Genomic DNA, 24416 nt, shown 5'->3' with positions numbered 1-24416 from the left:
ACGCCCACATATCACCCCAAAAGCCTACAGGAAAAGGGATGCCGGCATTCTTGCAGACCCATTTTTATGCCTAGAGGCATGCAACAAATACCACAATAAGGAAGATTCATGAAATCGTTCGAAAAAATTGAAAACATCCGCGATATCCGTAAAAAACTCGGCCTGAACCAAATGGACTTCTGGAGCCGCATCGGTGTGACTCAGTCCGGTGGTTCCCGTTACGAATCCGGCCGCAATATGCCTAAACCTGTACGCGAATTGCTGCGTTTGGTACACATCGAGCGCGTAGATTTGGCTAAAGTAAACCGTGACGACTTGGCCGTTGCGTCCTTGCTGAAAAACCGCGACCCTGAGTTGTACGCTTCTCTGAAAAAAGAAGCCAAAGCCGACAACAAAGGCAAATAATCAAGCCATTCAAAAGGCCGTCTGAAATTCGTTTTCAGACGGCCTTTTTACTTTCTACACTCTAAGGGCGTGTCGCATATATGCCCTTTCTCCTTTACGGCTGATACTGTTTGAAATAGTCCAACACCGTTTGCGGTAGCCATTGCAGATTCAGACGGCCCCGATCGCGGCTGACGAAGCCGACATGACCGCCGTATGCCGGTTGCAGCAGCGTAACGGCCGAGGACACGTCCCGCCCGGTCGGCAGGGCTTCCGGCGGCAGGAAGGGGTCGTTGACGGCATTGAGCAGCAGCAACGGCGTATCCACGCCTTTCAGAAACGGCTTGCAGGAATTGCGGCAGTAGTAATCGTGGCGGTCGGCAAAACCGTGAAGCGGCGCGGTAAAACGGTCGTCAAAATCGCCAAGCGTTTTGCAGTTTTGCCGGCTCAAGGCCGTCTGAAACTGAGGAATCGCTCGGGCTTTCGGCAGCAGCGAATTCAAAAAATAGCGCGTGTAAATCAGTCGCGTCATGCCCTGATCAAAACGCGTACCGGCCGCTACGGCATCAACCGGTGCGGAAACGACGGCAGAAGCGCGCGGAACGGCATTGCTGCCCTGCTCGCCCAAATATTTGGCTAGGGCATTGCCCCCCAAAGAAACGCCGACGGCGTAAATGGTTGAATAGCGTCGGGCAAGCGTGTTGAGCATAAAGGCGATTTCGGGCGTATCGCCGAGGTGGTAGAACACGGGCGCGGTGTTTGCGATGCCGCCGCAACTGCGGAAATGGGCAACCACGCCGTTCCAACCGCGCTGCTGCACGGCTTTCATCAGCTCGACCGCGTAATGGCTCTCGCTGCTGCCTTCCAGTCCGTGAAACAAAACCACCAGCGGTGCATCGGGGTCGGCGCTGTCGACAAAATCGTAGGCAACTTGGGTTTTGCCGGTACTGTCGGGCAGAAGCTCGCGGCGGTAGTCGGGCGCTTTGCCTTGCAGCAACTTAGCAAACAGGGTGTCGGCATGGCCGTTTCTGAGCCAATAAGGCGTGTTAGGTGAACGTGTATTCATGATTATTTCTTCTATTTTTCAGACGGCCTGAAGATGAGCATATACACCAGCAAGGCAGTCAGCGTGCCGTTTGTCCAGCCTGCCCAAACATCGGTGGGATAATGTACGCCCAAATAAACACGTGAAAATCCGGTCAACAGGGCAAAGGCAATACCGGCCACCCAAGCGGCGCGACGGTAGCGCGTGCGGCGGCAAAGCAATATCAGCATGACGGCAATGGCGGCGGAAAACGTACTGTGGCCGCTGGGGAAGGAAAAATTGCTCTCTTCAATCAGACGCGGCCAAAGCAGCGGGCGTTCGCGGGCAAACCATACTTTCACAATCAGCATGTTCAAAGTCGGTACCAAGGCCGCCAACACGCAAAACAGTGCTTCGCGCTTCTTATCGGCGAAATACAGGGCGGCGGCGACTGCGCCGATCAGCGGCACGGCAATCGCGGTTTTGCCCAGATAGTGCAATACGGTAGCAATCGGGTCAAACCATGTTCCCGCGTGGGCATGGACGGCGTGCATCAGCAGCGGCTCGAAAGCAAAGCCGCCATATTGCGCCAGCCAAATGCCGATAACGAGGGTCGGCGGTAAAAACAGCAAAGAGGCAAAAGTCAGTGCGCGTCTGGATTGGGATGGGGATAAGTGCATTATTCCACCGTTTCTTTCAAAGTCGCGCCAATTGCCTGCAAACCCTGCAACGCATCTTCCCACGCAGCATCCAGCAAGCGGCAGGCCTCGCCTTCCGCCTTAATGCCGAACTCGATATGCGGCGGAATATAACGACCGTCTGGATCGGTACGGCCCACGGTGGGCAGGCTGTACGAACGGATACCGGCGTAGGTACGCTCAAGATGTTCCATAATCGGCGTAATGCGCGATTCGGGTTGGTCAAACACATACACGCTGCGGCTGCCGCGTTCGGTTTGATTGAAGCGGTCGGCGTAATAAGTTTCCAATACCCATTCGGCCATCGGGTGCGCCATCACGGGGAAACCGGGGAAGAAATAATGCCCGCGGATGGAAAATCCGGCGATGTTGTTAAACGGATTGGGCACCAATTCCGCGCCTTCGGGAAAATCCGCCATTTTCAGGCGTTGGGCGTGTTCCGGCGAATCGAGCGGCTCGTCGCGTTTCAAGGTTACGCCTTCGATAAACTTGGCGGCTTCAGGATGACGGACGACAGGCAAATCCAAAGCAGCCGCTGCGGCTTGGCGCGTGTGGTCGTCAGGTGTAGAGCCGATACCACCGGTAACGAAAGTCGGCAGGCCGTCTGAAAAACTGCGGCGCAGCTGTTTGACCAGCAAATCGGGCTCGTCAGGCAGATATTGCACCTGATTGAGCTTCAGCCCGCGCGATTCCAATAAAGATTTGAAAAAGGCGAAATGCTTGTCTTGGCGGCTGCCGTGCAGGATTTCATCGCCGATGATGATGAGGTTAAAAGCGTTCATGATGAGGTTTCTTTAATGCGGCCTTCCGAACATTCAGACGGCCTATTGCTGACAATGTATTCCATTTATAAGATAATGGTTTCAACTTTTCAAGTCTGGAGAAATTCCCATGAGCCAAAACCATACCATTTTACAAAATCTCCCCGTCGGCCAAAAAGTCGGCATCGCCTTCTCCGGCGGTCTTGATACCTCTGCCGCGCTGTTGTGGATGAAACTCAAAGGTGCGCTGCCTTATGCCTACACCGCCAACCTCGGCCAGCCCGACGAAGACGACTACAATGCCATTCCTAAAAAAGCGATGGAATACGGCGCAGAGAATGCTCGCCTGATCGACTGCCGCGCACAACTGGCACACGAAGGCATTGCCGCCATCCAATGCGGCGCGTTCCACGTTTCCACCGGCGGCATCGCCTATTTCAACACCACGCCTTTGGGCCGTGCCGTTACCGGCACCATGCTCGTTTCCGCCATGAAAGAAGACGATGTGAATATCTGGGGCGACGGCAGCACCTACAAAGGCAACGACATCGAGCGTTTCTACCGTTACGGCCTCTTGACCAATCCCGCGCTGAAAATCTACAAACCTTGGCTCGACCAACAATTTATCGACGAACTCGGTGGCCGCCACGAAATGAGCGAATTTCTGATTGCCAACGGCTTCAACTACAAAATGTCGGTGGAGAAAGCCTACTCCACCGACTCCAACATGCTGGGTGCCACCCACGAAGCCAAAGACTTGGAATTTCTCAACAGCGGCATCAAAATCGTTAAGCCTATCATGGGCGTTGCCTTCTGGGACGAAAACGTCGAAGTCAAACCCGAAGAAGTCAGCGTGCGCTTTGAAGAAGGCGTGCCGGTTGCATTAAACGGCAAAGAATACGCCGATCCTGTCGAACTCTTCCTCGAAGCCAACCGCATCGGCGGCCGTCACGGCTTGGGCATGAGCGACCAAATCGAAAACCGCATCATCGAAGCCAAATCGCGCGGCATCTACGAAGCCCCGGGCATGGCGTTGTTCCACATCGCCTACGAACGCTTGGTAACCGGTATCCACAACGAGGACACCATCGAACAATACCGCATCAACGGCCTGCGTCTCGGCCGCCTGCTCTACCAAGGCCGCTGGTTTGACAGCCAAGCCCTCATGTTGCGCGAAACCGCCCAACGCTGGGTTGCCAAAGCCATCACCGGCGAAGTTACCCTCGAACTGCGCCGCGGCAACGACTATTCGATTCTGAACACCGAATCGCCCAACCTGACCTACCAACCCGAACGCCTGAGCATGGAAAAAGTTGAAGACGCCGCATTCACCCCGCTCGACCGCATCGGCCAGCTCACCATGCGCAACCTCGACATCACCGATACCCGCGCCAAACTGGGTATTTACTCGCAAAGCGGTTTGTTGTCCTTGGGCGAAGGTTCAGTATTGCCGCAGTTGAACAATAAGGAGTAGAATCATGGGGGGCCTTAAGGCCCCCTTATTTTAAAGGAATAAAATGAAAGAATATAAAGCCGTCATTTATCAAGAGAACCTGCTTTCCAGCTTGATTTTCGGCAGTGCCAAAATCAATCCGGTCAAATTCAGCGATTTCCTCAACAGCCACGCTTCACAAGGTTGGAAGGTCGTTACCATGGAAAAAGACCAACGCCGCATGCTGCTGTTTTTCGTGCGTGAAGCCTACGTCGTCATTTTGGAAAAAGAACGTGTTTAAACTCGGCGTCTATGCCTGTCTCGGATTATTCGGAAGATTGGAGCCATGACAATCAACGATTTTTGGAACATCATTGATCAAGCACGTCCTGAATCTCGCAATATTGGAGAATTCAACCAAAACTTGAATCGGTTATTGGAATCTTTACCAGATGAGGATTTATTATATTTTGATTATTTCTTTAAGATGTACGAATGCACAATTATTGCCAGTCCCAATAGATTAATTTGGTCTGCGCTATCTTTGGTGTACGGTGGTAAGCATAAATACAATACTTATGGCTTCGCAGCTTGGCTGATTTTGCAAGGTAAAAGCCACTATCTTGCTGTTTTACACGATGCCGATCGGCTGGCTGATACTGAAGCTACTCAAAACTATTGCAGTGGTAACTTGAAGGGGCATGAGCATGAGTTTCCTGAACAACGTTACTTGGCAGGCAGAATATACAGCAAGAGAAACCGTATCGGTATTCGCGCATTCGAAAAAACTACCAAAGAATTCGCCCCAAAAGCCAACACAGAGTGGCAAAAAATCGAACAGCAAGAATTAAACTCTCCCACCTTTCAGTCCAATAGAAATTGGACACTGGAAGATCTTGCCGTGATACTACCCAATACCTATCAAAAATATATATGTGTATGAATGTACAATTAAATACATATCCGAAAAGAAAATGAAAGACGACGGATTTATCAACTGATACCGCTTCGGGAAACACCATGTGTGCTTTATCCGAAACCTTGACGCAACATCCTTGTTCAATAGACAAGGCCGTCTGAAATGTAAGTTTCAGACGGCCTGATTACCCCTCCCAAATTTATCAAATACCATGAAATTCTTTTCCCTCTTTTATCTTGAAAACCATATGTATTTCAACGACTACTTGAAATACATCCTGATTTTCGCCGCCATCGTCATCCTCCTGCTCGCCGTATCGCAATACCTGCGCCACCGCATGGACACCAAATACCGCGACCTGAGCATTATTGCGCTGCTGTTACTCATCCTCATCTGCGGCACGCAATATCTTTCGTACAGCGAGCGTCAAAACTTTGCCGCCGATACTTCGCGCATGGTGGGTTTTCTCAATGCCTTGATTGAAAACCAAAAAGTTGAAAAACAAGACATCATCGTCAACAGCACGCGCCTGTTCAACGGCATGATTATCGGCATTAAAAACCAATACTACGAAGTCCATTTCAATCAAGACTTCTCTGCCTACACGCTGACGCCCATCAATTTGGTCAACAACAATATCGAACTCATCGATAAAGAATAACAGGATACACACACATGGAAGCATACTCCCTGCTCGCCCTCAAACTGCTGATGGGTATTTTAGGTTTAATTTTGCAAATCAACCTCTTAGGTAAAGGCAACCTCGCGCCGACCTCCGCCATGGACCAAGTGCAAAACTATGTACTCGGCGGCATCATCGGCGGCGTGATTTACAGCGACAGCGTCGGCCTGCTGCAATTTTTTCTCGTGCTGATTTTGTGGACGCTGTTGGTCTTGAGCCTGAAATTCATCAAAAACCACAACCACTGGGTCAAATCCATCATTGACGGCAAATCCGTTTGGACCATCGTCAACGGCGAAGTCCAAGCAGAAGAATGTATGAAAAACGGCATCAGCGCGCACGACCTCATGTTCAAACTCCGCGCCGCCGGCATCTACGAAATCTCTGCCGTCAAACGTGCCGTGTTGGAACAAAACGGCCAGCTCGCCGTCATTAAGTACGGCGACGAAAGCCTGCGCTATCCGCTGATTACAGACGGCCAAGTCGACCCCGACATCCTCGAAATCATTAAGCGTGACGAAGAGTGGCTGAAACAAGAACTCGACCGCCTCCACCTTGAAGCCTCACAAGTCTATATCGGCGAATACATAGACGGAAAATTGGTGGCACACCCTTATCCTTCTTGATTTGAAAATAGCAGGCCGTCTGAAACCTTGATTTCAGACGGCCTTTTTGTATCCGGTGCAAATACTGTTTTTCAATCGCGATATTCAAACGTTGCGCCCAAAAATTGAGCCAGCGCGGAGACGTGGGAATGTCGGGGGTCTTTGACGGCGGTCAGCAACAAAATATTGCCATGCTGTTTTTCCAAATCCAGCAGCCGCTTGATGGCGGCCTGCTCGGCATCGCCTTGCAGCTCTTCGTGATAACGGCTGACAAAACCGTCAAAATTTTGAGCCGGATTTTCATGATACCAGCGGCGCAGGTTTGCACTGGGCGTAATGTCTTTCAGCCAAAGCGCCGTAGCGAAAACTTCTTTATGGACACCGCGCGGATAAAGGCGGTCGATAAAGACAGCAGCCTGTTCGGGATTGGGCTGATAAGCGTAAATGCGTTGTACGGTAAACATTTTTTCTCATCTCCAATGGATTCAGGCCGTCTGAAAATTCAGACGGCCTGATGTTTTTTAGTTTAGAACAGTTTTTTGACTTCGGCTTCGATGTCGTCGGCACGCATAAAGGTTTCGCCGATCAGGAAAGTATGCACGCCGTGGCCGCGCATGAAATCGACGTCTTCTTTGTTGCGGATGCCGCTTTCGGTAACAACGGTTTTGCCGTTTAATTCGGGCAAGAGGTCGAGGGTTTGTTGCAGGGTCACTTCAAACGTACGCAGGTTGCGGTTGTTGACGCCCCACAACGGCGTGGTCATGTTGCGGCATTTTTCCAGCTCGGACGCATTGTGCAATTCCAACAATACGGTCATGCCCAATTCGTGGGCAACGGCTTCAAAACGCTCAAGCTGCCCGGCTTCCAGTGTGGCGGCAATCAGGAGAATTGCATCCGCACCCCACGCGCGCGCCTGATAGATTTGGTATTCGTCGATGATGAAATCTTTACGCAAGACCGGCAGCGCCACGGCCGCACGCGCCTGTTTCAAATATTCGGGCGAGCCTTGGAAGTAAGGTTCGTCCGTCAACACGGACAAGCAGGCCGCGCCGGCTTTTTCATAGGCGGCGGCGATTTCGGCAGGATGAAAATCAGGGCGGATCAGGCCTTTGCTCGGGCTGGCTTTTTTGACTTCGGCAATAATGGCGGGCAGGTTTTGTGCGTGTTTTGCACGGATCGAGCCGATAAAGCTGCGAACCGGCACGGCTGCCTGCGCTTGGGCTTTGATGTCTTCCAAGGAAACTGCGGCTTTTTGGGCAGCCACTTCTTCTGCTTTGGTGGCAAGGATTTTGTTGAGAATATCGGTCATGGCGTTTTTCTACTGGGCTGATTTTCGGGTTTGAATCGTGCAACATGCCGTTGCCGATTAGGTTTCAGACGGCCTGAATGCCGTTATTTTAATGGTTTGAAAAAAGGCGGGCAAGAATGCCCGCCTTTGTGTTTGTTTCAATCAGTGGTGGATGCCCAAAACGGTCGCGTTGTGGCTGATGATTTCGTCTGCCAAAGACGGATTGTCGTTCAGCTTGATGCCGTAGCCGGGCACCAATTCTTTCAGACGGCCTGACCATGATTCGGCATGATCGGGGAAGCATTGGTGAACAAGTCTGATCATCAGCGGAACTGCTGTCGATGCACCGGGAGACGCACCCAGCAATGCGGCCAGCGAGCCGTCGGCATGGGCGACGATTTCGGTACCGAATTGGAGTACGCCGCCTTTTTTCGGGTCTTTTTTAATGATTTGTACGCGTTGACCGGCGGTAATCAGTTCCCAATCGTCAGGATTGGCTTCCGGATAATACTCTAAGAGCGAAGTGAAGCGTTCTTCTTTGGTTTTACGCAATTCGCCCAAGAGGTATTTGGTCAGCGGCATATTAGCCCAACCGGCGCGGAGCATAGGATAGAGGTTGTCCATGTGGATGGACATCGGCAAATCCATGAGCGAGCCTTGTTTGAGGAAGTTGGGACGGAAGCCTGCATACGGGCCGAACATCAAATGGCGTTGGCCGTCCACATTGCGGGTATCCAAATGCGGAACGGACATAGGGGGCGCGCCGACGGAGGCTTGGCCGTACACTTTGGCGTTGTGTTGCGCGGCCGTTTCGGGATTGCTGTTGCGGAAGAAGAGGCCGGAAACCGGAAAGCCGCCGTAGCCTTTGCCTTCGGGGATACCGGATTTTTGCAGCAGGGTCAGTGCGCCGCCGCCTGCGCCGAGGAAGACGAAACGGGTGCGGAGTGTCAACGGGTCGTCATCGTCTTTGGTGCTGCTGGTTTTCAGCACCCATGCGCCGTCCGATTCGCGGTTGAGGTCGTCGACATGGCGGTTGAATTTGATTTTTACACCTTTGTCGCTCAAGTATTTGACCATCTGGCGGGTCAGGCTGCCGAAATCGACGTCTGTGCCTTCGGCGGAGTAGTTGGCGGCGATGGATTGGTTTTCATCACGGCCGTTGATAACCAGCGGCGCCCATTCGGCGATTTTGGCGCGGTCGGTAGAAAACTCCATTTTTTCAAAGAGTTTTTGGTTTTTGAACACGTCGAAACGTTTTTGCAGATAATCGCAATGATCGGCGTTCATCACCAGCGACATGTGGGGGACGGAATTGATGAAAGAGCGGTCGGCCAGTTTTCCTTCTTCAACCAAACTCGCCCAAAACTGGCGGCTGATGTGGAATTGTTCGGCAATATTGAGGGCGCGGGTCGGATCGATCGTACCGTCGGCAGTCAGGGGGGCATAGTTCAATTCGCACAGGGCAGAGTGTCCCGTACCGGCGTTGTTCCATGCATTTGATGATTCCAACGCTACATCTTCCAAGCGTTCGATCAGGGTAATTTCCCAAGATGGTTCGAGCTCCTTGAGCAATACGCCCAAAGTGGCGCTCATAATGCCGCCGCCTACTAATACGACATCGGTTGCTTCAGCCATGGTTTTACTCCTACTAAAGTCAGGCATGGTTTGCCTTGTGGTTATCTATCATTATAAACAACTGATTTCAGAGGAATTGTTTTGTTTTTGTAGTGTGTGAAACTTTTTTGCCTGCTGAGTTTCCGAGCGTAAAGGGCGGGAGGCAGTTTCGGTTTGGGTTCCAGATTTCAGGTCTTTATAATATGTTATTGAGAATTTAGTAGATTTTACGGAGAAATGCAAAGATTTTCTGTTCGGTTCATATAAAAATAAGAGATTAGGCCGTCTGAAAACGTTTTCTTAACCTTTATCCGCCAAGGTTTGCCAAGAAAAAAGAATTTTTCATTTCTTTTTTAATTGACCGTTTTTGTCAGCAATTTCAGCGCTAACAAACGTGAATCAACCGCCAATCTGCTATCATTTCGACTTATCCCACAACAAGGCAAACTGCCATGTATCTGACACAAGAAAAACCCTACCGCCCCCTATTGGTCGCACTGATGTTCCTCACCCTGCCGCTGGCGATGATATTGCACAATATCGTGCAAATCGCCTTTTCAGACGGCCAAGGCCTGCTGGTCACGGTCAAAGACGGCGTGTGGGCATGGCAAAGCGGCTGGCAAGATTCCGTCGCATGGTTCGTCTGCGGCATGTTTGCCTTCCTCAACCTGCCGATTGCCGGCGGACTGACCAAGCTGGCGTATAAAAAAATGATGCGCCGGCATTCGCGTTACGCCATCTTCCTTGCCGGTGTCGCAGCGTGTGCCTCGGCGGCGGCAGGCTTGATTTTTGAAGCCATCTTAGGCAATGCCGCATTGGCAGGTATGCGCGGACAAGGCGTGTTCTACTACACCCTCTCCGTATGGATCATCGCCATGCTGACCCTGCCCAAACAGCTCACGCGCGCACCGGAACAGCCCATCGTCTTTCACAAGATGAAACGTTGATTCAACAGGCGCAAACATTTTCAGACGGCATGCTTTCCGTTACCATTACATCCAACGCGTTTTAGCCAATAAGGAATAACAAATGAATCAAGCGCAACAGCTCCGCGACGGCATACAGGCACTGGGTTTGGACATCGATGAAGCCAAACAGGCCAAACTGCTAGACTATGCCGCCCTGCTGCAAAAGTGGAACAAAACCTACAACCTAACCGCCCTGCGCGATCCCGCCCAAACCGTCAGCCACCACCTGCTCGACAGCCTGACCCTCTTGCCCTATATCGAACACGCCCAAACCATGCTCGACGTCGGCTCCGGCGGCGGACAGCCCGGCATACCCACCGCCATCTGCCGCCCCGACCTCGACATCACCCTCCTCGATGCCAACACCAAAAAAACCGCCTTTTTACAACAAGCCGTCATCGAACTCGGCCTTAAAAACGTCCGCGTCATCAGCGGCCGCGTAGAAGCCGCCGCCGACTGCCGCGCCGACGTCATCACCAGCCGCGCCTTTGCCGAACTCGCCGACTTCGTCAACTGGACCGAGCACCTTCTCAAAGACAGCGGCTACTGGGCGGCCATGAAAGGCGTATATCCGCAAGAAGAAATCGACAAACTGCCCGAAAGCGTCGCCGTCGAAAAAGTCGAAGCATTGCACGTCCCCCAACTCAATGCCGAACGCCATATCGTCATCATCCGCAAAAAGGCCGTCTGAAAACAACCCAAGCATACCGAATAACGGTACAATCCAGCCATCCACACTTAACACGACAGCAAAGCACATGAGCGCACAAATCCTCGCCGTCGCCAACCAAAAAGGCGGAGTCGGCAAAACCACCACCACCGTCAACCTAGCCGCCTCCCTAACCTCCAAAGGCCGCCGCGTCCTCGTCGTCGACCTCGACCCCCAAGGCAACGCCACCACAGGCAGCGGCATCAACAAAGCCACCATCGAAAACGGCGTTTACCAAGTCGTCCTCGGCGAAACCGACATCCCCAACGCCGTCGTACGCAGCAAAGAAGGCGGCTACGACGTATTGGGCGCCAACCGCACACTGGCCGGCGCAGAAGTCGAACTCGTCCAAGAAATCGCACGCGAAATCCGCCTCAAAAACGCCCTGCAGCTCGTTGCCGACGACTACGACTACGTCCTCATCGACTGCCCCCCGTCCCTGACCCTGCTCACCCTCAACGGCCTGGTCGCCGCCAACGGCGTCATCGTCCCCATGCTTTGCGAATACTATGCCCTCGAAGGCATTTCCGACTTAGTGGCCACCGTCCGCAAAATCCGCCAAGCCATCAACCCCGACCTCGACGTAACCGGCATCGTCCGCACCATGTACGACAGCCGCAGCCGCCTCGTCGTCGAAGTCAGCGAACAACTCAAACAACACTTCGGCAACCTGCTCTTCGACACCGTCATCCCCCGCAACATCCGCCTCGCCGAAGCTCCCAGCCACGGCCTCCCCGCCCTCGCCTACGACGCCCACGCCAAAGGCACACAGGCTTATCTCGACTTGGCCGATGAACTGATTGCACGGTTGGAAAAATAAACAGAAATATGAATATAAAAGGCCGTCTGAAAGTTGGGAAATACTTTCAGACGGCCTTTGGTTTGATTGGAAAGAATCTTTCTTAAAGACCGCGTGCGTGCGTACCGCACACGCCCTACGTATAAATTTCAAACTCTTTATGATTCATAGGTAGGGTGTGTGCCCAAAGGCACGCACGCGGTTGCAGGCTACGGCTTGCTTACAAAATATCTAATTTAAACAATTTAAAATATAAATAAATAGTTGTTATTGCAATTATTGCTAGGTAAACCCCCAAAACAAAAAACATCATTTTTTGTCTAATTTTGATATTTGCTTTATATTCAGAAGAATAGGTCTCCGCTTGATAAATTATTATTGAAATATACTCTTCCAAGCTGAATTTCATTTTTTCTTTAGTATTATATAATTGATTTTGGTAAGTTAAATCATGAATAATTTCTTGCTCTTCTTGAATAGCAAGATTTATCCAATACAATTCTTTTATTAAACGAAATATTTCTTCCGAATAATTATCGAATTGTCGTTGCATTCTTAGTCTCTGATTTGCTGTACAATATCCAGACCATATTAAAATCAAACTAGAAGGCTTTTCTTCCGTCTGTTTTTCATCATAAAGAATATCTGGATACTTTTCAGAAGAAAAAATTACATTGATGGGATTATCATTAGATTTATTAGAAAAAAACAATGAATTTATTTTAAGACTTTTATTAAATAACCCTGATATATATGCTGAATACAACTCCACCCCTTTTATCCTGTTGGCATATACTGCTAACGTATCTCTTCCTTTATAAGGAACTATTATTGCAAAAGAAGGGGATAAACTTTGTAATTCAATAGGTTGCATTCTTTCAAAATAAGGTATTTTCATTTTACACCTTCACAAATCTTATCAAGAATAACTGCAGAAGAAATTTTCTCATCGTAATCATTCTTATTAGTATACTCTATATATTCAGACTTATCTCCAAAATAATTTTTCCATTCCTTGTAAATATTTTTATAATTACTCTGCAAAGCCTCTTTACTTTTTTCAGCTGATTCACTCCAAAGATCTTTTTTGTTCACAATAAATAGACTTGGAATGCTTTTTTTATCATCATAATTTCCATCTACATTGTCTTTAATTTTTTCGATAAAATCCCTAACATCACTTTGTCGGCTCAAAACGATTTTTTTGGAACTATGAGATTCAGAGTGATCCACCATCAGAACAATAAAATTAGCTAGCTTCAATACTTGATAAGCATGATATATTTGCTCTCCGCTCATATCAATTAAACATAGAGCTTGATTCTTGTGTATTTTTATTCTTCCTTCAATATTCTGAGTTCTACTTTTAGCGAACCGCTCATGAAAAAAAGAATTGATTAAGGTAGTTTTCCCAACATTAGACAACCCAATAATAATAATTTTAGGTGTTAAATGAAGATTTTTAATTTCGTCTATATTTAAAATTTCTCCTTCTTTTATTTTTTTTATTTCTGAAAAAGGTTTTTTAATGATAATTAAAATAATTAATATGGCTAAAGGGAGTGAAAAAGCTGCTATCCACAAATGAAGGTTTTTAATGCCTAAAATAGTAGGAGTTGTCGTGCCGAGAGTGGCAATAAAGCTTATTATTCCAAATGGTATAAATATTATTCTAGAATATTTTTTTATTAAAATAATAAGTATTTTTATATATAAATTAAGTTTATTAAATTTTTTCATAAATATCTTTGTAATTCAAATAAACTAACTATATTAGTTTATGTGCAGGATTGTAAAATTTTTCTAAATATCATTCAGTTACTTATTCAGGTATGCACTAATTTCTAAAAATTGTTGTTAAATAATAAAAATTTTATTTCTGAATTAATTCATCATAAAAATTTTAAAAATTTATGTATATTATCATAATTTTATAGTTAAGGTAATTTCACCGCTATTATGTTGTTTCCAATCTACCTCAAAATTCCCCACTCCTTCAACAACCTCTTCACCGACACTGGATACGGCGTCTTTAATTCCTGCGCGAACAGCGACACCCTCAATTCTTCAATCATCCATTTAAACCCTGCAAGGCCGTCTGAAATGGGTTGTCCTTGTTTTACCAAGCTGTCGGTTTTCTCCTGCCACATTTGTTCCAGTTCTTGAATATCGGCTTCGCGGGCTGCGTCTCGTGCTGGGTTGCCGCTGTATTTTTCGAGGCGCAGGGTCATGGCTTTGAGGTAGATGGGGAGGCGCGGCCATTGTGCCCACGGGGTGCGGGTGGCGAAGCCGGCGGCGAGCAGGGTTTGCAGGCGTTGGCGCATGAGATGGGTCAATGGGTGTTTGCCGAGTTTGCTGTTGAGTTCGGCATAGGCGGCGGCGGTTTCCTGCAAGTAGCGGCTGAGGGCTTCTTTGACGGCGGGCAGGCGGCTGCGGGCGCGTTTGATTTGCTCTTTAAAGGCTTTTTCGTTGCGCGGCAGCTCGTCTTCGCCGATAAAGGCGCGGTCGCAGACGGCTTGGGTGAGGTCGTCGCGCAGGGTGTCGGCGTTGATGTGTTTGAGCAGCATGGCGGCTTGGGTAAAGCCTTGGATGCCTTTGTTCAGGTCTTTAACCTGCTCTTTTAATTGCAGCTTCATCAATTCGATTACGCCTTGACGGTGTGCCTGTTCGGCGGCTTCTGTGGTATCAAACAGGCGCAGGGCGATGCGGCCGTCTTTTTCTTTTTGCAGGCCGAGGTAGCCGGTGAGCTGTTGTTTGCCGCGTGCGAATTTGATGGATTCGGGCAGGGTGCCGATGTCCCATGCGGTAACGTTGTCGCGCTCGAATTCTTGGGTGTTGTCGCGGAAGGTGACGGCGGCGGCTTGGCCGAGCTGTTGTTGCAATTCGTGCAGTTTGCGGCCGCCGGCAAGCTCTTGTCCGCCGTCGTCGATAATGCGCAGATTCAGATAACAGTGTTCGGGCAATTCTTGCGCCACCCATGCGTCTTGGTCGATTTGCTCGAGAATCCGCATATTGCCGGCGCTTTTGGCGATAAAGTGCGCCAACTGGGGAATGATGGCCGCTTGGCGGTCGGGATTGCTTTCGAGGAATTTGGTGATGAAATCGGGTACGGGCACGCAAATGCGGCGGATTTGCTTCGGCAGTGCTTTAATCAGCAGCTGGATTTTTTCGCGCAACATACCGGGCACCAGCCATTCAAGCGACGGCGCGTGCAGGCGGTTGAGGACGGTCAGCGGCACGGTCATGGTCACACCGTCGAGCGGATGGTGCGGCTCGAAGCGGTAGGAAAGTTTGAACTTGCCGTCTGCGGTTTGCCAGAATTTGGGGAATTGCTCTTCGGTAATGTGCGCGGCGGCGTGTTGCATCAGATCGTCGCGGCTGAGGAACAGCAGGCGCGGATTGTCGCGCTCGGCGGTTTTGAGCCAGGCTTCAAAGGTACGGATATCGGCAAGGGGCAAAGGTTTCAGACGGCCTTTTTGGGATACGGGCTGCTTTTGGGGTTTGGGGTCGTCTGAAACATTTTGTCGGGTATGTGAACTCGGTTCACGCTCGCGGTTGTCCGTATCTTTGGAATCCGCGTGCGCGGCTTGCGCCACACGCCCTACGTTGCGCTGGTTTGCTTGCCCGTTTTGTCCGGCCGTCTTGTCCGACTGGGTTTGTCCGCCCTCTTCGCTTCCCCAAACGCCGCCTTTCGCGTCTTTCCATACCAGCTCGGGCAGGCGTTCGTTATAAAACGCGAACAGGGCTTCGTCATCGACCAATACGTCTTGCTTACGCGATTTGTGTTCGAGTTCGGTAATTTCTTTAATCAGCTTTTTATTGTGAACAAAAAAGGCCGTCTGAAGATTGCTTTCCTGTGCCACCAATGCGCCGCGGATAAAGATTTCGCGCGCTTCTTCGGGCGCAACTTTGCCGTAAGACACAGGGCGGCGCGGCAATACGGTCAGGCCGTAAAGCGTCACGCGTTCGCTGGCGACGACTTCGCCGCGTTTTTGTTCCCAGTGCGGCTCGAAATAGTGGTAGCGGACGAGGTGGGGCGCTTCCTGCTCTATCCATTCAGGCTGGATAACCGCGACGTCGCGCGCGTAAAGGCGCGTGGTCTCAACCAATTCTGCCGCCATCACCCATTTGGGTTTGGCTTTGAACAGGGCGGAGGCGGGGAAAAGGTGGAAGCGGCTGCCGCGCGCGCCGGTGTAGTCGTTGCCGTCGGGCGATTTCATGCCGACGTTGGCGATAAGACCGGTCAGCAGGGCGCGGTGGATTTGTTCGTAGCCGGCTTCTTTGGCGGCGCGGATTTGGGCGCGGTGTTGTTTTTTGTCCAGTTGTTTTTGTTTGAGCTTGGCCGCTAAATCTTGGTCACCTTGGCTTTCAGACGGCCTTAATTGTTCTTGGGAAGGAGGTTGTCTAAACGCGGCTTCTTTGGTGGTCAAACCCATTTCAATCGCGGTTTGGGCAAGCTGGTGGTGCAGCTCGCGCCATTCGCGCATCCGCAGGTGCGACAGGAAATATTGGCGGCACCATTGCACCAGCTGCTTGTTGGACAAGCCTTTATCACGCTCGCGCTGGAAACTGTCCCAAATATTCAGATAGGCAAGGAAGTCGGATTGCTTGTCGGTAAAGCGTTCATGCGCCTTGGCCGCGGCATCGCGCGCCTCCAGCGGCCGCTCGCGCGGGTCTTGAATCGACAGCGCGGACGCAATCACCAATATTTCCGCCATGCAGTCGTATTTCTTTGCCGCCAACAAAATGCGCGCGATTTTCGGGTCGATGGGCAGGCGCGCCATTTGTTCACCGAGTTTGGTCAGGCGGTAGCGCGTGTTGGCGCCGATATGGCCCGAACTGTTTTGCAGGCCATCTGAAACATTGACTGGGTTGGATCGGGCATCCGTGCCTGATCCGCGTACTTGGTTTTTCATATTTTGCATAGTCTTGTCGGTCGGGCATCTTCCCCGACATCATCTAAATTTGTCTTTATTGGTTTGCACGCCGCTTATTGCGGATAAACATATTCCGCCTTGCCGTCGCGAATGTTCAAGCTGCCTGCATCGCCTGTAATCAGGTTGCCCGTTACCGAGCCTTCACTACAACCTGAAACCGGCATATCGTAGCCCAGTGTGTGAATCAAAAACGTTGAAAGCTGCTGATGGAAGGCAATCTCGCAAGGTGTAAAAGCTTGGTTGGCAGCCTGTTGCACGGCCTTATCCGGGCTGTACAACACCAGCGGCACGAGATAGCTGTCGGGCTGCACCGTACCTTGATTGTAGGTATCTTGGCGCACATACTGGCCATGATCGGAGGTATAGGCAAACAGCCAGTTGCCGTCAGACTGCTTTTGCAGCTGCTCGAATACGGTTTGAATCATTTGGTCGGTTTTGTGGATGGTGTTGTCGTACTTGTCCACAATATTGGCCTCGCCGAATACTTTATCTTGAGGCTGCAACAATGCACCGTATGGGACGTGCGAACCGCGTTGGTGCAACACGATAAAATGCTTGCCCTGCTGCAAATTGATTTTGTCAAACAGCGGCAGCAGTTTCTCATCGGGCATATTGTCGCCGTTGCCGTAGCCAAGCTGCGTCGGCTGAATCAGATGGTCTATCCACTTTTTACCGATTAAGTTCAAAATCGCCATCTCGTTTTCCGCCTGCGCGCTGTAAAAATACGTTTCATAGCCCTGCTCTTTGGCAAGACGGAACATATTGGTATCGCCGCTGCTGATTTGCTCATAGCCGTTGGCATGCGGTATCGCATTGAAAAAGCTGGGCAGGGACACAGCCGTCATCAAAGCGGCAGAATAGCTTTGTTTTACAATCGGCTTGAATTCCGCTTGCGACAGCTGGGTCAAAAACGGCGAAGTTTCGCGCCCGTAGCCAAACAGTTTCAAATGCGCCGCGCTTTCACTTTCGCCCATAATCAGGACGATATTTTGAACACTGCCCTGCCCGATTTTGCTTGGCGCAGGCTGTTTGAACACAGGAATCTTGCTTAAATCAAACAACTGATACGGCAACACGCGCCCGACAAAATAGCCGAAGCTGAAATAATTGGCTTTAATGCGGCTGTATGTCGGTTTGGGCGAAATACCGTGTTCCTGCGTCGTACTGAATGAACGTCCAAAAATCAGCAACATCGCTGCAATAAACACAATATCGGCGGCAAAATGCGTCTTACGGCGAAATTTGGCAAGACTGCAAAACAGCACGACTTCCAACACACCCCACACCACAGGCAGCCACAACTTATCCAACATCGATGCGCCCGCGCTGCCGACTTCGGTAACCTCCTTCAGCATCAGCCAATAATTGATGCCCGTCATCCAGCTTTGATAAACCGCATAATGCACATTATTGGCAATGATGCTGAACGCAAAAAACACCGCAATCAACAAACGCGTCGCCTTATAACGCGCAAACAGATACAGCGCAGCAATCACAAATGTCAGCGCAAACGTTTCCGCCATTTTCGCAGCCGGTAAGGTTTCAATCCCGAATACAAAGCGATAGGCAATTTCGCTGGCAGTCAGTAAAGACGAATACAAAACAAGCGTGAGGAAAGATTTTTTCATCATTAATATTTCACAATAAAAAATTTACCGATTGAGTGTTAAAACCCAATATTCCCTTTTCAATAGTTTTTAGTTTCTCAATAATTTAGGCCGTCTGAAAATGAAACATAGCCTACCATTTGATTAAGAAAACTTTTATTTTCAGACGGCCTCCACCGCACCCAATTCCAGCAATACCTGAAAACCGTCATTGATATACCGCGAATCGGGCATTTCTAAAAACGGAAATGCCGCTACGTCGCCCAGGTTCAGCGATGCCATGCGCAGGATGACGGCGGCGAGGTTGCTGCGGACGATTTCGGGGTCGGTGAATTCGGGGCGGCTGTTGAAATCTTCTTCTGAAAACAGTCGGATACACACGCCTGCGGAGACGCGGCCGCAACGGCCGGAGCGTTGGCGGGCGGCGGCTTGGGAAATTTTTTCGACATGAAGCTGCTCTACTTTCGCCCGTGCGGAATAGCGTTTGACGCGCGCGAGACCGGTGTCGATGACGTATTTGATGCCAGGCACGGTGAGCGAGGTTTCAGCGACGTTGGTTGCCAGCACAATGCGGCGTTTTGCGCCGGAGGGGTGAAAGATTTTGTGCTGCTCGGCGTGCGACAGGCGTGCGAACAGGGGCAGGATTTCGTCGTTGCGGCGCAGCGTGGATTTGCGCAAGGCTTCAGCGGCTTCGCGGATTTCGCGTTCGCCCGGCAGGAATACCAAAATATCGCCTTCGCCATATCGCGCCAATTCGTCGGCTGCATCGACAATCGCGTCGGTCAGCTCGACTTCTGCCTCGTCTTCATCTTTGCTGGTCAGCGGTCGGTAGAGGATTTCGACGGGATAGGTGCGTCCGCTTACTTCTAAAACGGGCGCGCCGTTGAAGTGTTGGGAGAAGCGTTCTGCGTCTATGGTTGCCGAGGTGATGATGACTTTTAAATCGGGGCGGCGCGGCAGGAGTTGTTTCAGGTAGCCCAAGAGGAAGTCGATGTTCAGGCTGCGTTCGTGCGCTTCGTCGATGATAATCGTGTCGTAGGCGGCGAGATAACGGTCGGTCTGGGTTTCCGCCAACAGGATGCCGTCGGTCATCAGCTTGACGCAGGCATCGCGTGAAGTATGGTCGGTAAAGCGCACTTTATAGCCGACCGCGCTGCCGATTTCGGATTTCAGCTCTTCGGCAATCCGCTCCGCCACCGAACGCGCGGCCAAACGGCGCGGCTGGGTATGCCCGATCAAACCCGCCGCCCCGCGTCCGAGTTCTAAACAAATCTTGGGCAACTGCGTGGTTTTGCCCGAACCGGTTTCGCCGCAGATAATCGTTACCTGATTCTCGGCAATGGCTTTTTTGATTTCGTCGAGTTTTTCGTGAACGGGCAGCGTGTTGTCGAACTCAGGTTTGGGCAATGCTGCCAAACGCTTCAAAAAAATTTCGTGCGATTTTTTGTATTTTTCCTCAACCTTGGCCAAGCCGCCGTATTTTTTTGGGTTTTTAAAGGCGGATTGCAGAAAATGGCGGTCTTTGGAGAGAGTTTGGGCGAAATCGGGTTGCGGCATGATGGTGCAATGAATTAAATAATGTGAAAAGAATGGAATTATAGCAAAAGGCCGTCTGAAACTTGCTTGCTTTCAAGTTTCAGACGGCCTTTGTATGGATAAACCGTTTTAGTCGGCGGCGTGCCAAGGTTTTTGCATACCGGCGTGGAAACTCGGTTTTTCTCCGCCCCACAATGTGTCGATGTCGTAGAAGTCGCGCACGGCAGGGAGCATGACGTGGACAACGAGGTCGCCTGCGTCAACAAGCGTCCATTCGCCGCTGTCGCCTTCGGTGCTGAGGATTTCAAAACCGGCTTCTTTCAAATCGACGGCAACGTTGTTCGCCAGTGCTTTGACTTGGCGTGTGCTGTCGCCGCTGGAAATAATCATGCGAGCGAACAGGGAGGTTTTGTCTTGGGTTTCCAAAACAGAGATGTCTTTGGCTTTGATGTCTTCGAGGGCGTTTACGGCCACTTCGACCATTTTTTGCAGGTCTTGCAATTCTTGTTCGTTCATTGTTTTCCTAGTTGAAATGTTTTCAGACGGCATTATAGCTTATCTGCCTGAATAAACGCTATTTTTCATAGAGTTTGTGTTGGCGGATGTATTGGGCGACGGGTTGCGGCAGGCCGTCTGAATGGTGCGTTTTGGCGAGATTGGCACGGATTTGGGTGGAGCTGGTATTGTGCAGCGGCGCGTTGAGGATGCGGACGCTGCCGTTTTGCAGGGCTTCGCCGAACCATGCGTGCAATTCGCGCGGGGTTTTGTTGAGGTTGTCGCCTTGGCGCATGGCGATGGCGATATGGGTCTGGCGCACGAGGGTTTGCCATTTTTTCCATGTGTGCAGCTGCATCAGGCTGTCACTGCCCATCAGCCACCACAGTTGCGCGCCGGGAAACTGCTGGCGGAAGATTTGGACGGTGTCAAATGTATAGGTCGCGCCGTCGCGGACGATGTCGCAGTCGCTGGCGGCGAATTTCGGCTCGTCGGCGATGGCGAGTTCGACCATATTGAGGCGCTCTTGTGCCGGCGTGCGCGTGCTGTCTTTGTGGTACGGGTCGCCTGCCGGCAGGAAGACGACAAGGTCCAAACCGATTTCGTCGGCGAAGGCGCGGGCGATGTGGAGGTGGCCGTTGTGAATGGGGTCAAACGTGCCGCCGAATAATCCGATGTTTTTCATTTCGTGGTGGTGTCTGCGTTAGATGTTTTGGCCGTCTGAAGCAGGCAGGCTGCCGTCAACAATCAGGTTGAGCTTGCCTGTGGTCGGATGGATGACCAGGCCGTGGATGGCGATGTTGTCGGGCATCAGCGGATGTTTGCGAATCAGCTCGACGGTATGGCGCACGCTGTCTTCGACGTTGTCAAAACCGGTCAGCCAGCCGTCCAAATCGATACCGGCATTGCGCAGGGTTTCGATGCGGTCGTCGGGGATATTGCTGTCGTGTACGCGTTGGAGGAACTCTTCGGCGTGTAATCCGCGCATACCGCAGTCATGGTGGGCAATGACCATGATTTCTTTGACTTTGAGTTCAAATACGGCCACCAACAAACTGCGCATCACCGAACCCCAAGGATGGGTCACCAGCGCACCGGCGTTTTTGATGAGCTTGGCGTCACCGTTTTTCAAGCCCAACGCATTGGGCAGCAGCTCGATAATGCGTGCGTCCATGCAGGAAAGGATGGCCAGCTCGCGGCCGGGGTATTTGTTGGTAAAGTATTTTTCGTATTCGCCCGTTTCGACGAAATGTTGGTTATAGGCGAGGATTTCGCTCAATTCGCTCATGATGTGCTCGTTTCGGATGGTTTACTCTATTATAGCGTTTTTCGGGTAGTGCGGTTGTTTTGCAAATTCGCCGTAAACGGCTAAAATCGACGTATCTTTAGTTCTTTTGGAGGATGCGCCATGTCTCAGTCTTTCCGTTTTGAACAGGTATTCGCGTCCGATGTCCACGACGCATTGTGGGATTGGGCGCAAACCAGCTATGGCGCATCCGACGATTGGTGCATTCTGTATCTCAACAGCCTGCCTTTAGGCCGTCTGAACCCGTTATGGCGCGAACGCCTCGGGCAAGATTGGACAGGCAGGCAGTCGACCCTTTCAGACGGCCTGAATTTGGAAACCGACAGCTGGGCTCAGATAGGCGACAGTTTGCAAACGCTGGCGCAACAGTGGCGCGATTGCGGTTGGCTCAAAGGTTGGCGCGGTGAAAAGTTCGACATCTGCGACCAGTCGGGCAAGCCTTTATGTGCACTCGAACGCGCCGCCTTCCGCCCGTTCGGCCTGATGAGTCAGGCAGTGCATTTGAACGGATTGGTCGAAACAGAAGACGGTTTGCGCTTTTGGATAGGCCGCCGCAGTCCGCACAAAGCCGTTGATCCGAACAAACTCGACAACCTGACCGGCGGCGGCATCAGCAGCGGCGAGATACCGTCTGAAGCCGTCTGCCGCGAGGGCGAAGAAGAAGCCGGCATTCCCGCTTCGTTAACCCCCCATATCCGACCGACCGCCCAAATATATAGTTTGCGCCCGGTTAATCGCGGTGTCCATAACGAAATCCTGTATATTTTCGACATCGTCCTGCCCGAAGACTTCCAACCCGCCAACCAAGACGGCGAAGTTGCCGGTTTTGAACTGATGGACATCCCCACCCTGCTCGATGCCATGTTGTGCGGACACATGATGCACGATGCCCAGCTGGTCACGATCGAAGCCTGCCGTCGATACGGCCTGATCGACCCCAAACATCCGCTGTCCGCATGGCTCGACAGCATCCGTTGCCGACCCCATTTTTAAAGGCCGTCTGAAACCATGTTGCAACTCAAAAACATCAACAAACGCTTCGGCAGCAAAACCGTTGCCCAAGACATCAACCTAAACGTCGAAGCAGGCAAAATCCTCGCCGTACTCGGCCGATCCGGCTGCGGCAAATCCACCCTGCTCAAAACCATCGTCGGCCTGGTGCGTCCCGACAGCGGCGAAATCTGGCTCAACGGCGACAACATCACCGACATGCCGTCTGAAAAACGCAATATCTCGCTGATGTTTCAAGACTACGCCCTTTTGCCGCATTTAACCGCCCTCGACAACGTCGGCTTCGGCCTCAAAATGCGCCGTCTGCCCAAAGCCGAAATCGAAGAACAATCCATGCAAGCCTTGCGCGACATCGGTTTGGAACACGAAGCGCAACGCAAACCCGAAAGCCTCTCCGGCGGCGAACAGCAACGCCTCGCCCTCGCACGCGCCCTCATCACGCGCCCGTCGCTGTTGCTCTTGGACGAAGCCTTCTCCAGCCTCGACACCCACCTGCGCCACCACCTGCGCACCCTGACCGCCGAACGCATCCGCAGTCAAAACATCCCCGCCATCCTCGTCACCCACTCCGCCGAGGAAGCCTGCACCATGGCCGACACCATCGCCATCATGCACGAAGGCCGCATCCTCCAACACGGCACACCGGAAACCCTTATCCGCCGCCCCGTCAACGCCCAAGCCGCCCTGCTGCTCGGTTTGGCCAACACCGACGACACACGCTACATCCCCCAACACGCCATCCGATTCGACCCGAACGGCATGGCCGTCCGCATCAGCGAAGCCGTCCCCCTCGCCGAAGGCACACGCCTCACCCTCGCCCATCCGCAATACGGCGATTTGATTTGGTACCCCCACGCCAACCACGACACGGACAAACCGCAAACCGGACAGGAAATCCGCATCAGCGTGGATGAAGGTCAAATTGTTTGGTTTGATTGAATTTGATGGATTGAGAAAAAGAAAAAGGCCGTCTGAAATTTAAGCTTCAGACGGCCTTTGTTATTATCAAGAACAATTAAGAGACCTCGTGTATAGTCACACAAGGGATGCCTGCAAATTCAGCAATTTTCTTGCACAAGCTGCTAGATGACACTTTGCCGACATCCGGGAAAACAACAGCAAAATCGGAATATGCCATATCGGCATAAGTGGTATTCGACGGTAAAAAGCAATAATACAAATCTTCAGTTCCGCAAACAGAACAAGTGAGATGGCCACCTTCGTCATCAAAATCAAACGAAGGCAATAGGTCTTCTATATCCATCTCTTCACCTCGAGCATAATGTTGACTGCAATGCGGACAAACAAGCTCGCCTTCTCCAAAGTTTTCCAAAGCAGTGAACAGCGTCGGCTCATCTTCAATCTGAAAGTAGATGCCGTGGGAATATTGGGCATTTTTTTCACCTAAAAATTCAATAATTCCTTTATTGGTAAACGTATAACCTAGTTCTCCATAATAAAAAACTTCTTGCAACTCAGGATAAATCCAACCTTGCTCCAGCATATAATTTCGGATCTGTTCTGCAAGCTCCTTTTTTTTCTCCCCTACGGGAGATACAGGAACTATATAGTAGCGATGTTCAGACATTATTTTCCTTTCTTAAAAGAGGCCGTCTGAAAAAACATTCTTCAGACGGCCTT

General features: G+C 51.0%; 26 protein-coding genes. 11 read left to right on the top strand and 15 right to left on the bottom strand.

Annotated elements, in window-relative coordinates; translation table 11 throughout:
- The first annotated feature begins 108 nt into the window (after positions 1-108).
- The gene (locus tag BBP27_RS09700; protein ID WP_003680641.1) at positions 109-405 is read left to right on the top strand and encodes a helix-turn-helix domain-containing protein; all 297 of its coding nucleotides are present in this window, start codon (positions 109-111) and stop codon (positions 403-405) included.
- A gap of 94 nt (positions 406-499) precedes the next feature.
- Here BBP27_RS09700 and BBP27_RS09695 read toward each other — a convergent pair whose 3' ends face one another.
- Genes BBP27_RS09695 through BBP27_RS09685 form a run of 3 tightly spaced genes read right to left on the bottom strand, consistent with a single transcriptional unit; the run spans position 500 to position 2888 of the window.
- Entirely contained in the window at positions 500-1450 is a 951-nt protein-coding gene (locus tag BBP27_RS09695) for a YheT family hydrolase (protein WP_188211542.1), read from the bottom strand.
- A gap of 11 nt (positions 1451-1461) precedes the next feature.
- On the bottom strand, positions 1462-2088 hold the full coding sequence (locus BBP27_RS09690) for a phosphatase PAP2 family protein (RefSeq protein WP_188211541.1): 627 nt from the start codon (positions 2086-2088) through the stop codon (positions 1462-1464).
- Entirely contained in the window at positions 2088-2888 is an 801-nt protein-coding gene (locus BBP27_RS09685; RefSeq protein ID WP_188211540.1) for a competence/damage-inducible protein A, read from the bottom strand. Before BBP27_RS09685 ends, BBP27_RS09690 begins: the two co-directional genes overlap by 1 nt.
- Positions 2889-2997: 109 nt before the next feature.
- Between BBP27_RS09685 and argG the strand changes: the two genes are divergently transcribed.
- The 5 genes from argG (at position 2998) to BBP27_RS09660 (ending at position 6526) form a co-directional block, all read left to right on the top strand.
- Positions 2998-4341, top strand: coding sequence for an argininosuccinate synthase (gene argG / locus BBP27_RS09680; RefSeq protein WP_036493659.1), 1344 nt, complete (start codon positions 2998-3000; stop codon positions 4339-4341).
- A 43-nt stretch (positions 4342-4384) separates the two neighbouring features.
- Positions 4385-4600 carry a DUF4177 domain-containing protein gene (locus tag BBP27_RS09675; protein WP_036493650.1) on the top strand — a complete coding sequence of 72 codons (216 nt, stop codon included), beginning with the start codon at positions 4385-4387 and terminating at the stop codon, positions 4598-4600.
- A gap of 45 nt (positions 4601-4645) precedes the next feature.
- Positions 4646-5242, top strand: a complete 597-nt coding sequence (locus BBP27_RS09670) for a DUF4240 domain-containing protein (RefSeq protein WP_003749374.1) — start codon at positions 4646-4648, stop codon at positions 5240-5242.
- Positions 5243-5429: 187 nt separating this feature from the next.
- Complete coding sequence (locus tag BBP27_RS09665) at positions 5430-5879, top strand: DUF3290 domain-containing protein (RefSeq protein WP_188211539.1); 450 nt, start codon at positions 5430-5432, stop codon at positions 5877-5879.
- A 14-nt stretch (positions 5880-5893) separates the two neighbouring features.
- On the top strand, positions 5894-6526 hold the full coding sequence (locus BBP27_RS09660; protein ID WP_188211538.1) for a DUF421 domain-containing protein: 633 nt from the start codon (positions 5894-5896) through the stop codon (positions 6524-6526).
- Between the two features lie 71 nt (positions 6527-6597).
- On the opposite strand, the gene BBP27_RS09655 is transcribed toward BBP27_RS09660, so the two are convergent.
- The 3 genes from BBP27_RS09655 to BBP27_RS09645 form a co-directional block, all read right to left on the bottom strand.
- On the bottom strand, positions 6598-6969 hold the full coding sequence (locus BBP27_RS09655; protein WP_188211537.1) for a DUF488 domain-containing protein: 372 nt from the start codon (positions 6967-6969) through the stop codon (positions 6598-6600).
- A 62-nt stretch (positions 6970-7031) separates the two neighbouring features.
- Entirely contained in the window at positions 7032-7814 is a 783-nt protein-coding gene (gene trpC, locus BBP27_RS09650; protein WP_188211536.1) for an indole-3-glycerol phosphate synthase TrpC, read from the bottom strand.
- A gap of 141 nt (positions 7815-7955) precedes the next feature.
- On the bottom strand, positions 7956-9428 hold the full coding sequence (locus BBP27_RS09645; RefSeq protein ID WP_188211535.1) for a malate:quinone oxidoreductase: 1473 nt from the start codon (positions 9426-9428) through the stop codon (positions 7956-7958).
- A gap of 431 nt (positions 9429-9859) precedes the next feature.
- On the opposite strand from BBP27_RS09645, the gene BBP27_RS09640 reads away from it, so the two are divergent.
- From BBP27_RS09640 to BBP27_RS09630, 3 genes are all read left to right on the top strand, one after another.
- Positions 9860-10354 (top strand): hypothetical protein, encoded by a 495-nt coding sequence (locus BBP27_RS09640; RefSeq protein ID WP_188211534.1) that lies wholly within the window; start codon positions 9860-9862, stop codon positions 10352-10354.
- An 82-nt stretch (positions 10355-10436) separates the two neighbouring features.
- Positions 10437-11066: a 16S rRNA (guanine(527)-N(7))-methyltransferase RsmG gene (gene rsmG, locus BBP27_RS09635; RefSeq protein ID WP_188211533.1), complete on the top strand. Its 630-nt coding sequence runs from the start codon at positions 10437-10439 to the stop codon at positions 11064-11066.
- A 67-nt stretch (positions 11067-11133) separates the two neighbouring features.
- Positions 11134-11904 (top strand): ParA family protein, encoded by a 771-nt coding sequence (locus tag BBP27_RS09630; protein ID WP_188211532.1) that lies wholly within the window; start codon positions 11134-11136, stop codon positions 11902-11904.
- A 199-nt stretch (positions 11905-12103) separates the two neighbouring features.
- Here BBP27_RS09630 and BBP27_RS09625 read toward each other — a convergent pair whose 3' ends face one another.
- The 8 genes from BBP27_RS09625 to BBP27_RS09590 form a co-directional block, all read right to left on the bottom strand.
- Complete coding sequence (locus BBP27_RS09625; protein ID WP_188211531.1) at positions 12104-12781, bottom strand: hypothetical protein; 678 nt, start codon at positions 12779-12781, stop codon at positions 12104-12106.
- Positions 12778-13623 (bottom strand): GTPase domain-containing protein, encoded by an 846-nt coding sequence (locus BBP27_RS09620; protein WP_265511124.1) that lies wholly within the window; start codon positions 13621-13623, stop codon positions 12778-12780. Before BBP27_RS09620 ends, BBP27_RS09625 begins: the two co-directional genes overlap by 4 nt.
- 233 nt (positions 13624-13856) lie before the next feature.
- Positions 13857-16808, bottom strand: a complete 2952-nt coding sequence (locus tag BBP27_RS09615; RefSeq protein ID WP_188212386.1) for a DUF3418 domain-containing protein — start codon at positions 16806-16808, stop codon at positions 13857-13859.
- Between the two features lie 65 nt (positions 16809-16873).
- The gene (lpt3, locus tag BBP27_RS09610; protein WP_188212387.1) at positions 16874-18451 is read right to left on the bottom strand and encodes a lipooligosaccharide phosphoethanolamine transferase; all 1578 of its coding nucleotides are present in this window, start codon (positions 18449-18451) and stop codon (positions 16874-16876) included.
- Positions 18452-18589: 138 nt separating this feature from the next.
- The gene (gene hrpA, locus BBP27_RS09605; protein WP_188212388.1) at positions 18590-19984 is read right to left on the bottom strand and encodes an ATP-dependent RNA helicase HrpA; all 1395 of its coding nucleotides are present in this window, start codon (positions 19982-19984) and stop codon (positions 18590-18592) included.
- A 108-nt stretch (positions 19985-20092) separates the two neighbouring features.
- Positions 20093-20479, bottom strand: coding sequence for a ribosome silencing factor (gene rsfS, locus BBP27_RS09600; RefSeq protein ID WP_188212389.1), 387 nt, complete (start codon positions 20477-20479; stop codon positions 20093-20095).
- Between the two features lie 58 nt (positions 20480-20537).
- On the bottom strand, positions 20538-21143 hold the full coding sequence (gene nadD / locus BBP27_RS09595) for a nicotinate-nucleotide adenylyltransferase (RefSeq protein ID WP_188212390.1): 606 nt from the start codon (positions 21141-21143) through the stop codon (positions 20538-20540).
- Between the two features lie 18 nt (positions 21144-21161).
- Positions 21162-21746, bottom strand: coding sequence for a beta-class carbonic anhydrase (locus BBP27_RS09590; RefSeq protein ID WP_049322449.1), 585 nt, complete (start codon positions 21744-21746; stop codon positions 21162-21164).
- 120 nt (positions 21747-21866) lie between these two features.
- On the opposite strand from BBP27_RS09590, the gene BBP27_RS09585 reads away from it, so the two are divergent.
- Positions 21867-22757: an NUDIX hydrolase gene (locus BBP27_RS09585; protein WP_049322448.1), complete on the top strand. Its 891-nt coding sequence runs from the start codon at positions 21867-21869 to the stop codon at positions 22755-22757.
- A gap of 15 nt (positions 22758-22772) precedes the next feature.
- The gene (locus tag BBP27_RS09580; protein ID WP_188212391.1) at positions 22773-23714 is read left to right on the top strand and encodes an ABC transporter ATP-binding protein; all 942 of its coding nucleotides are present in this window, start codon (positions 22773-22775) and stop codon (positions 23712-23714) included.
- A gap of 76 nt (positions 23715-23790) precedes the next feature.
- Here the strand turns inward: BBP27_RS09580 and BBP27_RS09575 are convergent, their stop codons facing one another.
- Positions 23791-24363 carry a hypothetical protein gene (locus BBP27_RS09575; protein ID WP_188212392.1) on the bottom strand — a complete coding sequence of 191 codons (573 nt, stop codon included), beginning with the start codon at positions 24361-24363 and terminating at the stop codon, positions 23791-23793.
- Positions 24364-24416: the final 53 nt, after the last annotated feature.

The sequence above is a fragment of the Neisseria sp. RH3002v2g genome (assembly GCF_014596425.2).
Classification (GTDB): domain Bacteria; phylum Pseudomonadota; class Gammaproteobacteria; order Burkholderiales; family Neisseriaceae; genus Neisseria.
Note: the sequence above shows the minus strand (reverse complement) of the source record. Positions and strands in the feature narration are given on the sequence as shown.

Coding starts and splice junctions, on each gene's coding strand:
- BBP27_RS09625 (WP_188211531.1), bottom strand. CDS start 12,781: ATGAAAATACCTTATTTTGAAAGAATGCAACCTATTGAATTACAAAGT.
- BBP27_RS09670 (WP_003749374.1), top strand. CDS start 4,646: ATGACAATCAACGATTTTTGGAACATCATTGATCAAGCACGTCCTGAA.
- BBP27_RS09660 (WP_188211538.1), top strand. CDS start 5,894: ATGGAAGCATACTCCCTGCTCGCCCTCAAACTGCTGATGGGTATTTTA.
- BBP27_RS09665 (WP_188211539.1), top strand. CDS start 5,430: ATGAAATTCTTTTCCCTCTTTTATCTTGAAAACCATATGTATTTCAAC.
- nadD (WP_188212390.1), bottom strand. CDS start 21,143: ATGAAAAACATCGGATTATTCGGCGGCACGTTTGACCCCATTCACAAC.
- BBP27_RS09585 (WP_049322448.1), top strand. CDS start 21,867: ATGTCTCAGTCTTTCCGTTTTGAACAGGTATTCGCGTCCGATGTCCAC.
- rsmG (WP_188211533.1), top strand. CDS start 10,437: ATGAATCAAGCGCAACAGCTCCGCGACGGCATACAGGCACTGGGTTTG.
- BBP27_RS09580 (WP_188212391.1), top strand. CDS start 22,773: ATGTTGCAACTCAAAAACATCAACAAACGCTTCGGCAGCAAAACCGTT.
- rsfS (WP_188212389.1), bottom strand. CDS start 20,479: ATGAACGAACAAGAATTGCAAGACCTGCAAAAAATGGTCGAAGTGGCC.
- BBP27_RS09615 (WP_188212386.1), bottom strand. CDS start 16,808: ATGCAAAATATGAAAAACCAAGTACGCGGATCAGGCACGGATGCCCGA.
- BBP27_RS09645 (WP_188211535.1), bottom strand. CDS start 9,428: ATGGCTGAAGCAACCGATGTCGTATTAGTAGGCGGCGGCATTATGAGC.
- BBP27_RS09690 (WP_188211541.1), bottom strand. CDS start 2,088: ATGCACTTATCCCCATCCCAATCCAGACGCGCACTGACTTTTGCCTCT.
- BBP27_RS09685 (WP_188211540.1), bottom strand. CDS start 2,888: ATGAACGCTTTTAACCTCATCATCATCGGCGATGAAATCCTGCACGGC.
- BBP27_RS09590 (WP_049322449.1), bottom strand. CDS start 21,746: ATGAGCGAATTGAGCGAAATCCTCGCCTATAACCAACATTTCGTCGAA.
- BBP27_RS09695 (WP_188211542.1), bottom strand. CDS start 1,450: ATGAATACACGTTCACCTAACACGCCTTATTGGCTCAGAAACGGCCAT.
- trpC (WP_188211536.1), bottom strand. CDS start 7,814: ATGACCGATATTCTCAACAAAATCCTTGCCACCAAAGCAGAAGAAGTG.
- argG (WP_036493659.1), top strand. CDS start 2,998: ATGAGCCAAAACCATACCATTTTACAAAATCTCCCCGTCGGCCAAAAA.
- BBP27_RS09655 (WP_188211537.1), bottom strand. CDS start 6,969: ATGTTTACCGTACAACGCATTTACGCTTATCAGCCCAATCCCGAACAG.
- BBP27_RS09675 (WP_036493650.1), top strand. CDS start 4,385: ATGAAAGAATATAAAGCCGTCATTTATCAAGAGAACCTGCTTTCCAGC.
- BBP27_RS09575 (WP_188212392.1), bottom strand. CDS start 24,363: ATGTCTGAACATCGCTACTATATAGTTCCTGTATCTCCCGTAGGGGAG.
- BBP27_RS09640 (WP_188211534.1), top strand. CDS start 9,860: ATGTATCTGACACAAGAAAAACCCTACCGCCCCCTATTGGTCGCACTG.
- BBP27_RS09630 (WP_188211532.1), top strand. CDS start 11,134: ATGAGCGCACAAATCCTCGCCGTCGCCAACCAAAAAGGCGGAGTCGGC.
- hrpA (WP_188212388.1), bottom strand. CDS start 19,984: ATGCCGCAACCCGATTTCGCCCAAACTCTCTCCAAAGACCGCCATTTT.
- lpt3 (WP_188212387.1), bottom strand. CDS start 18,451: ATGATGAAAAAATCTTTCCTCACGCTTGTTTTGTATTCGTCTTTACTG.
- BBP27_RS09620 (WP_265511124.1), bottom strand. CDS start 13,623: ATGAAAAAATTTAATAAACTTAATTTATATATAAAAATACTTATTATT.
- BBP27_RS09700 (WP_003680641.1), top strand. CDS start 109: ATGAAATCGTTCGAAAAAATTGAAAACATCCGCGATATCCGTAAAAAA.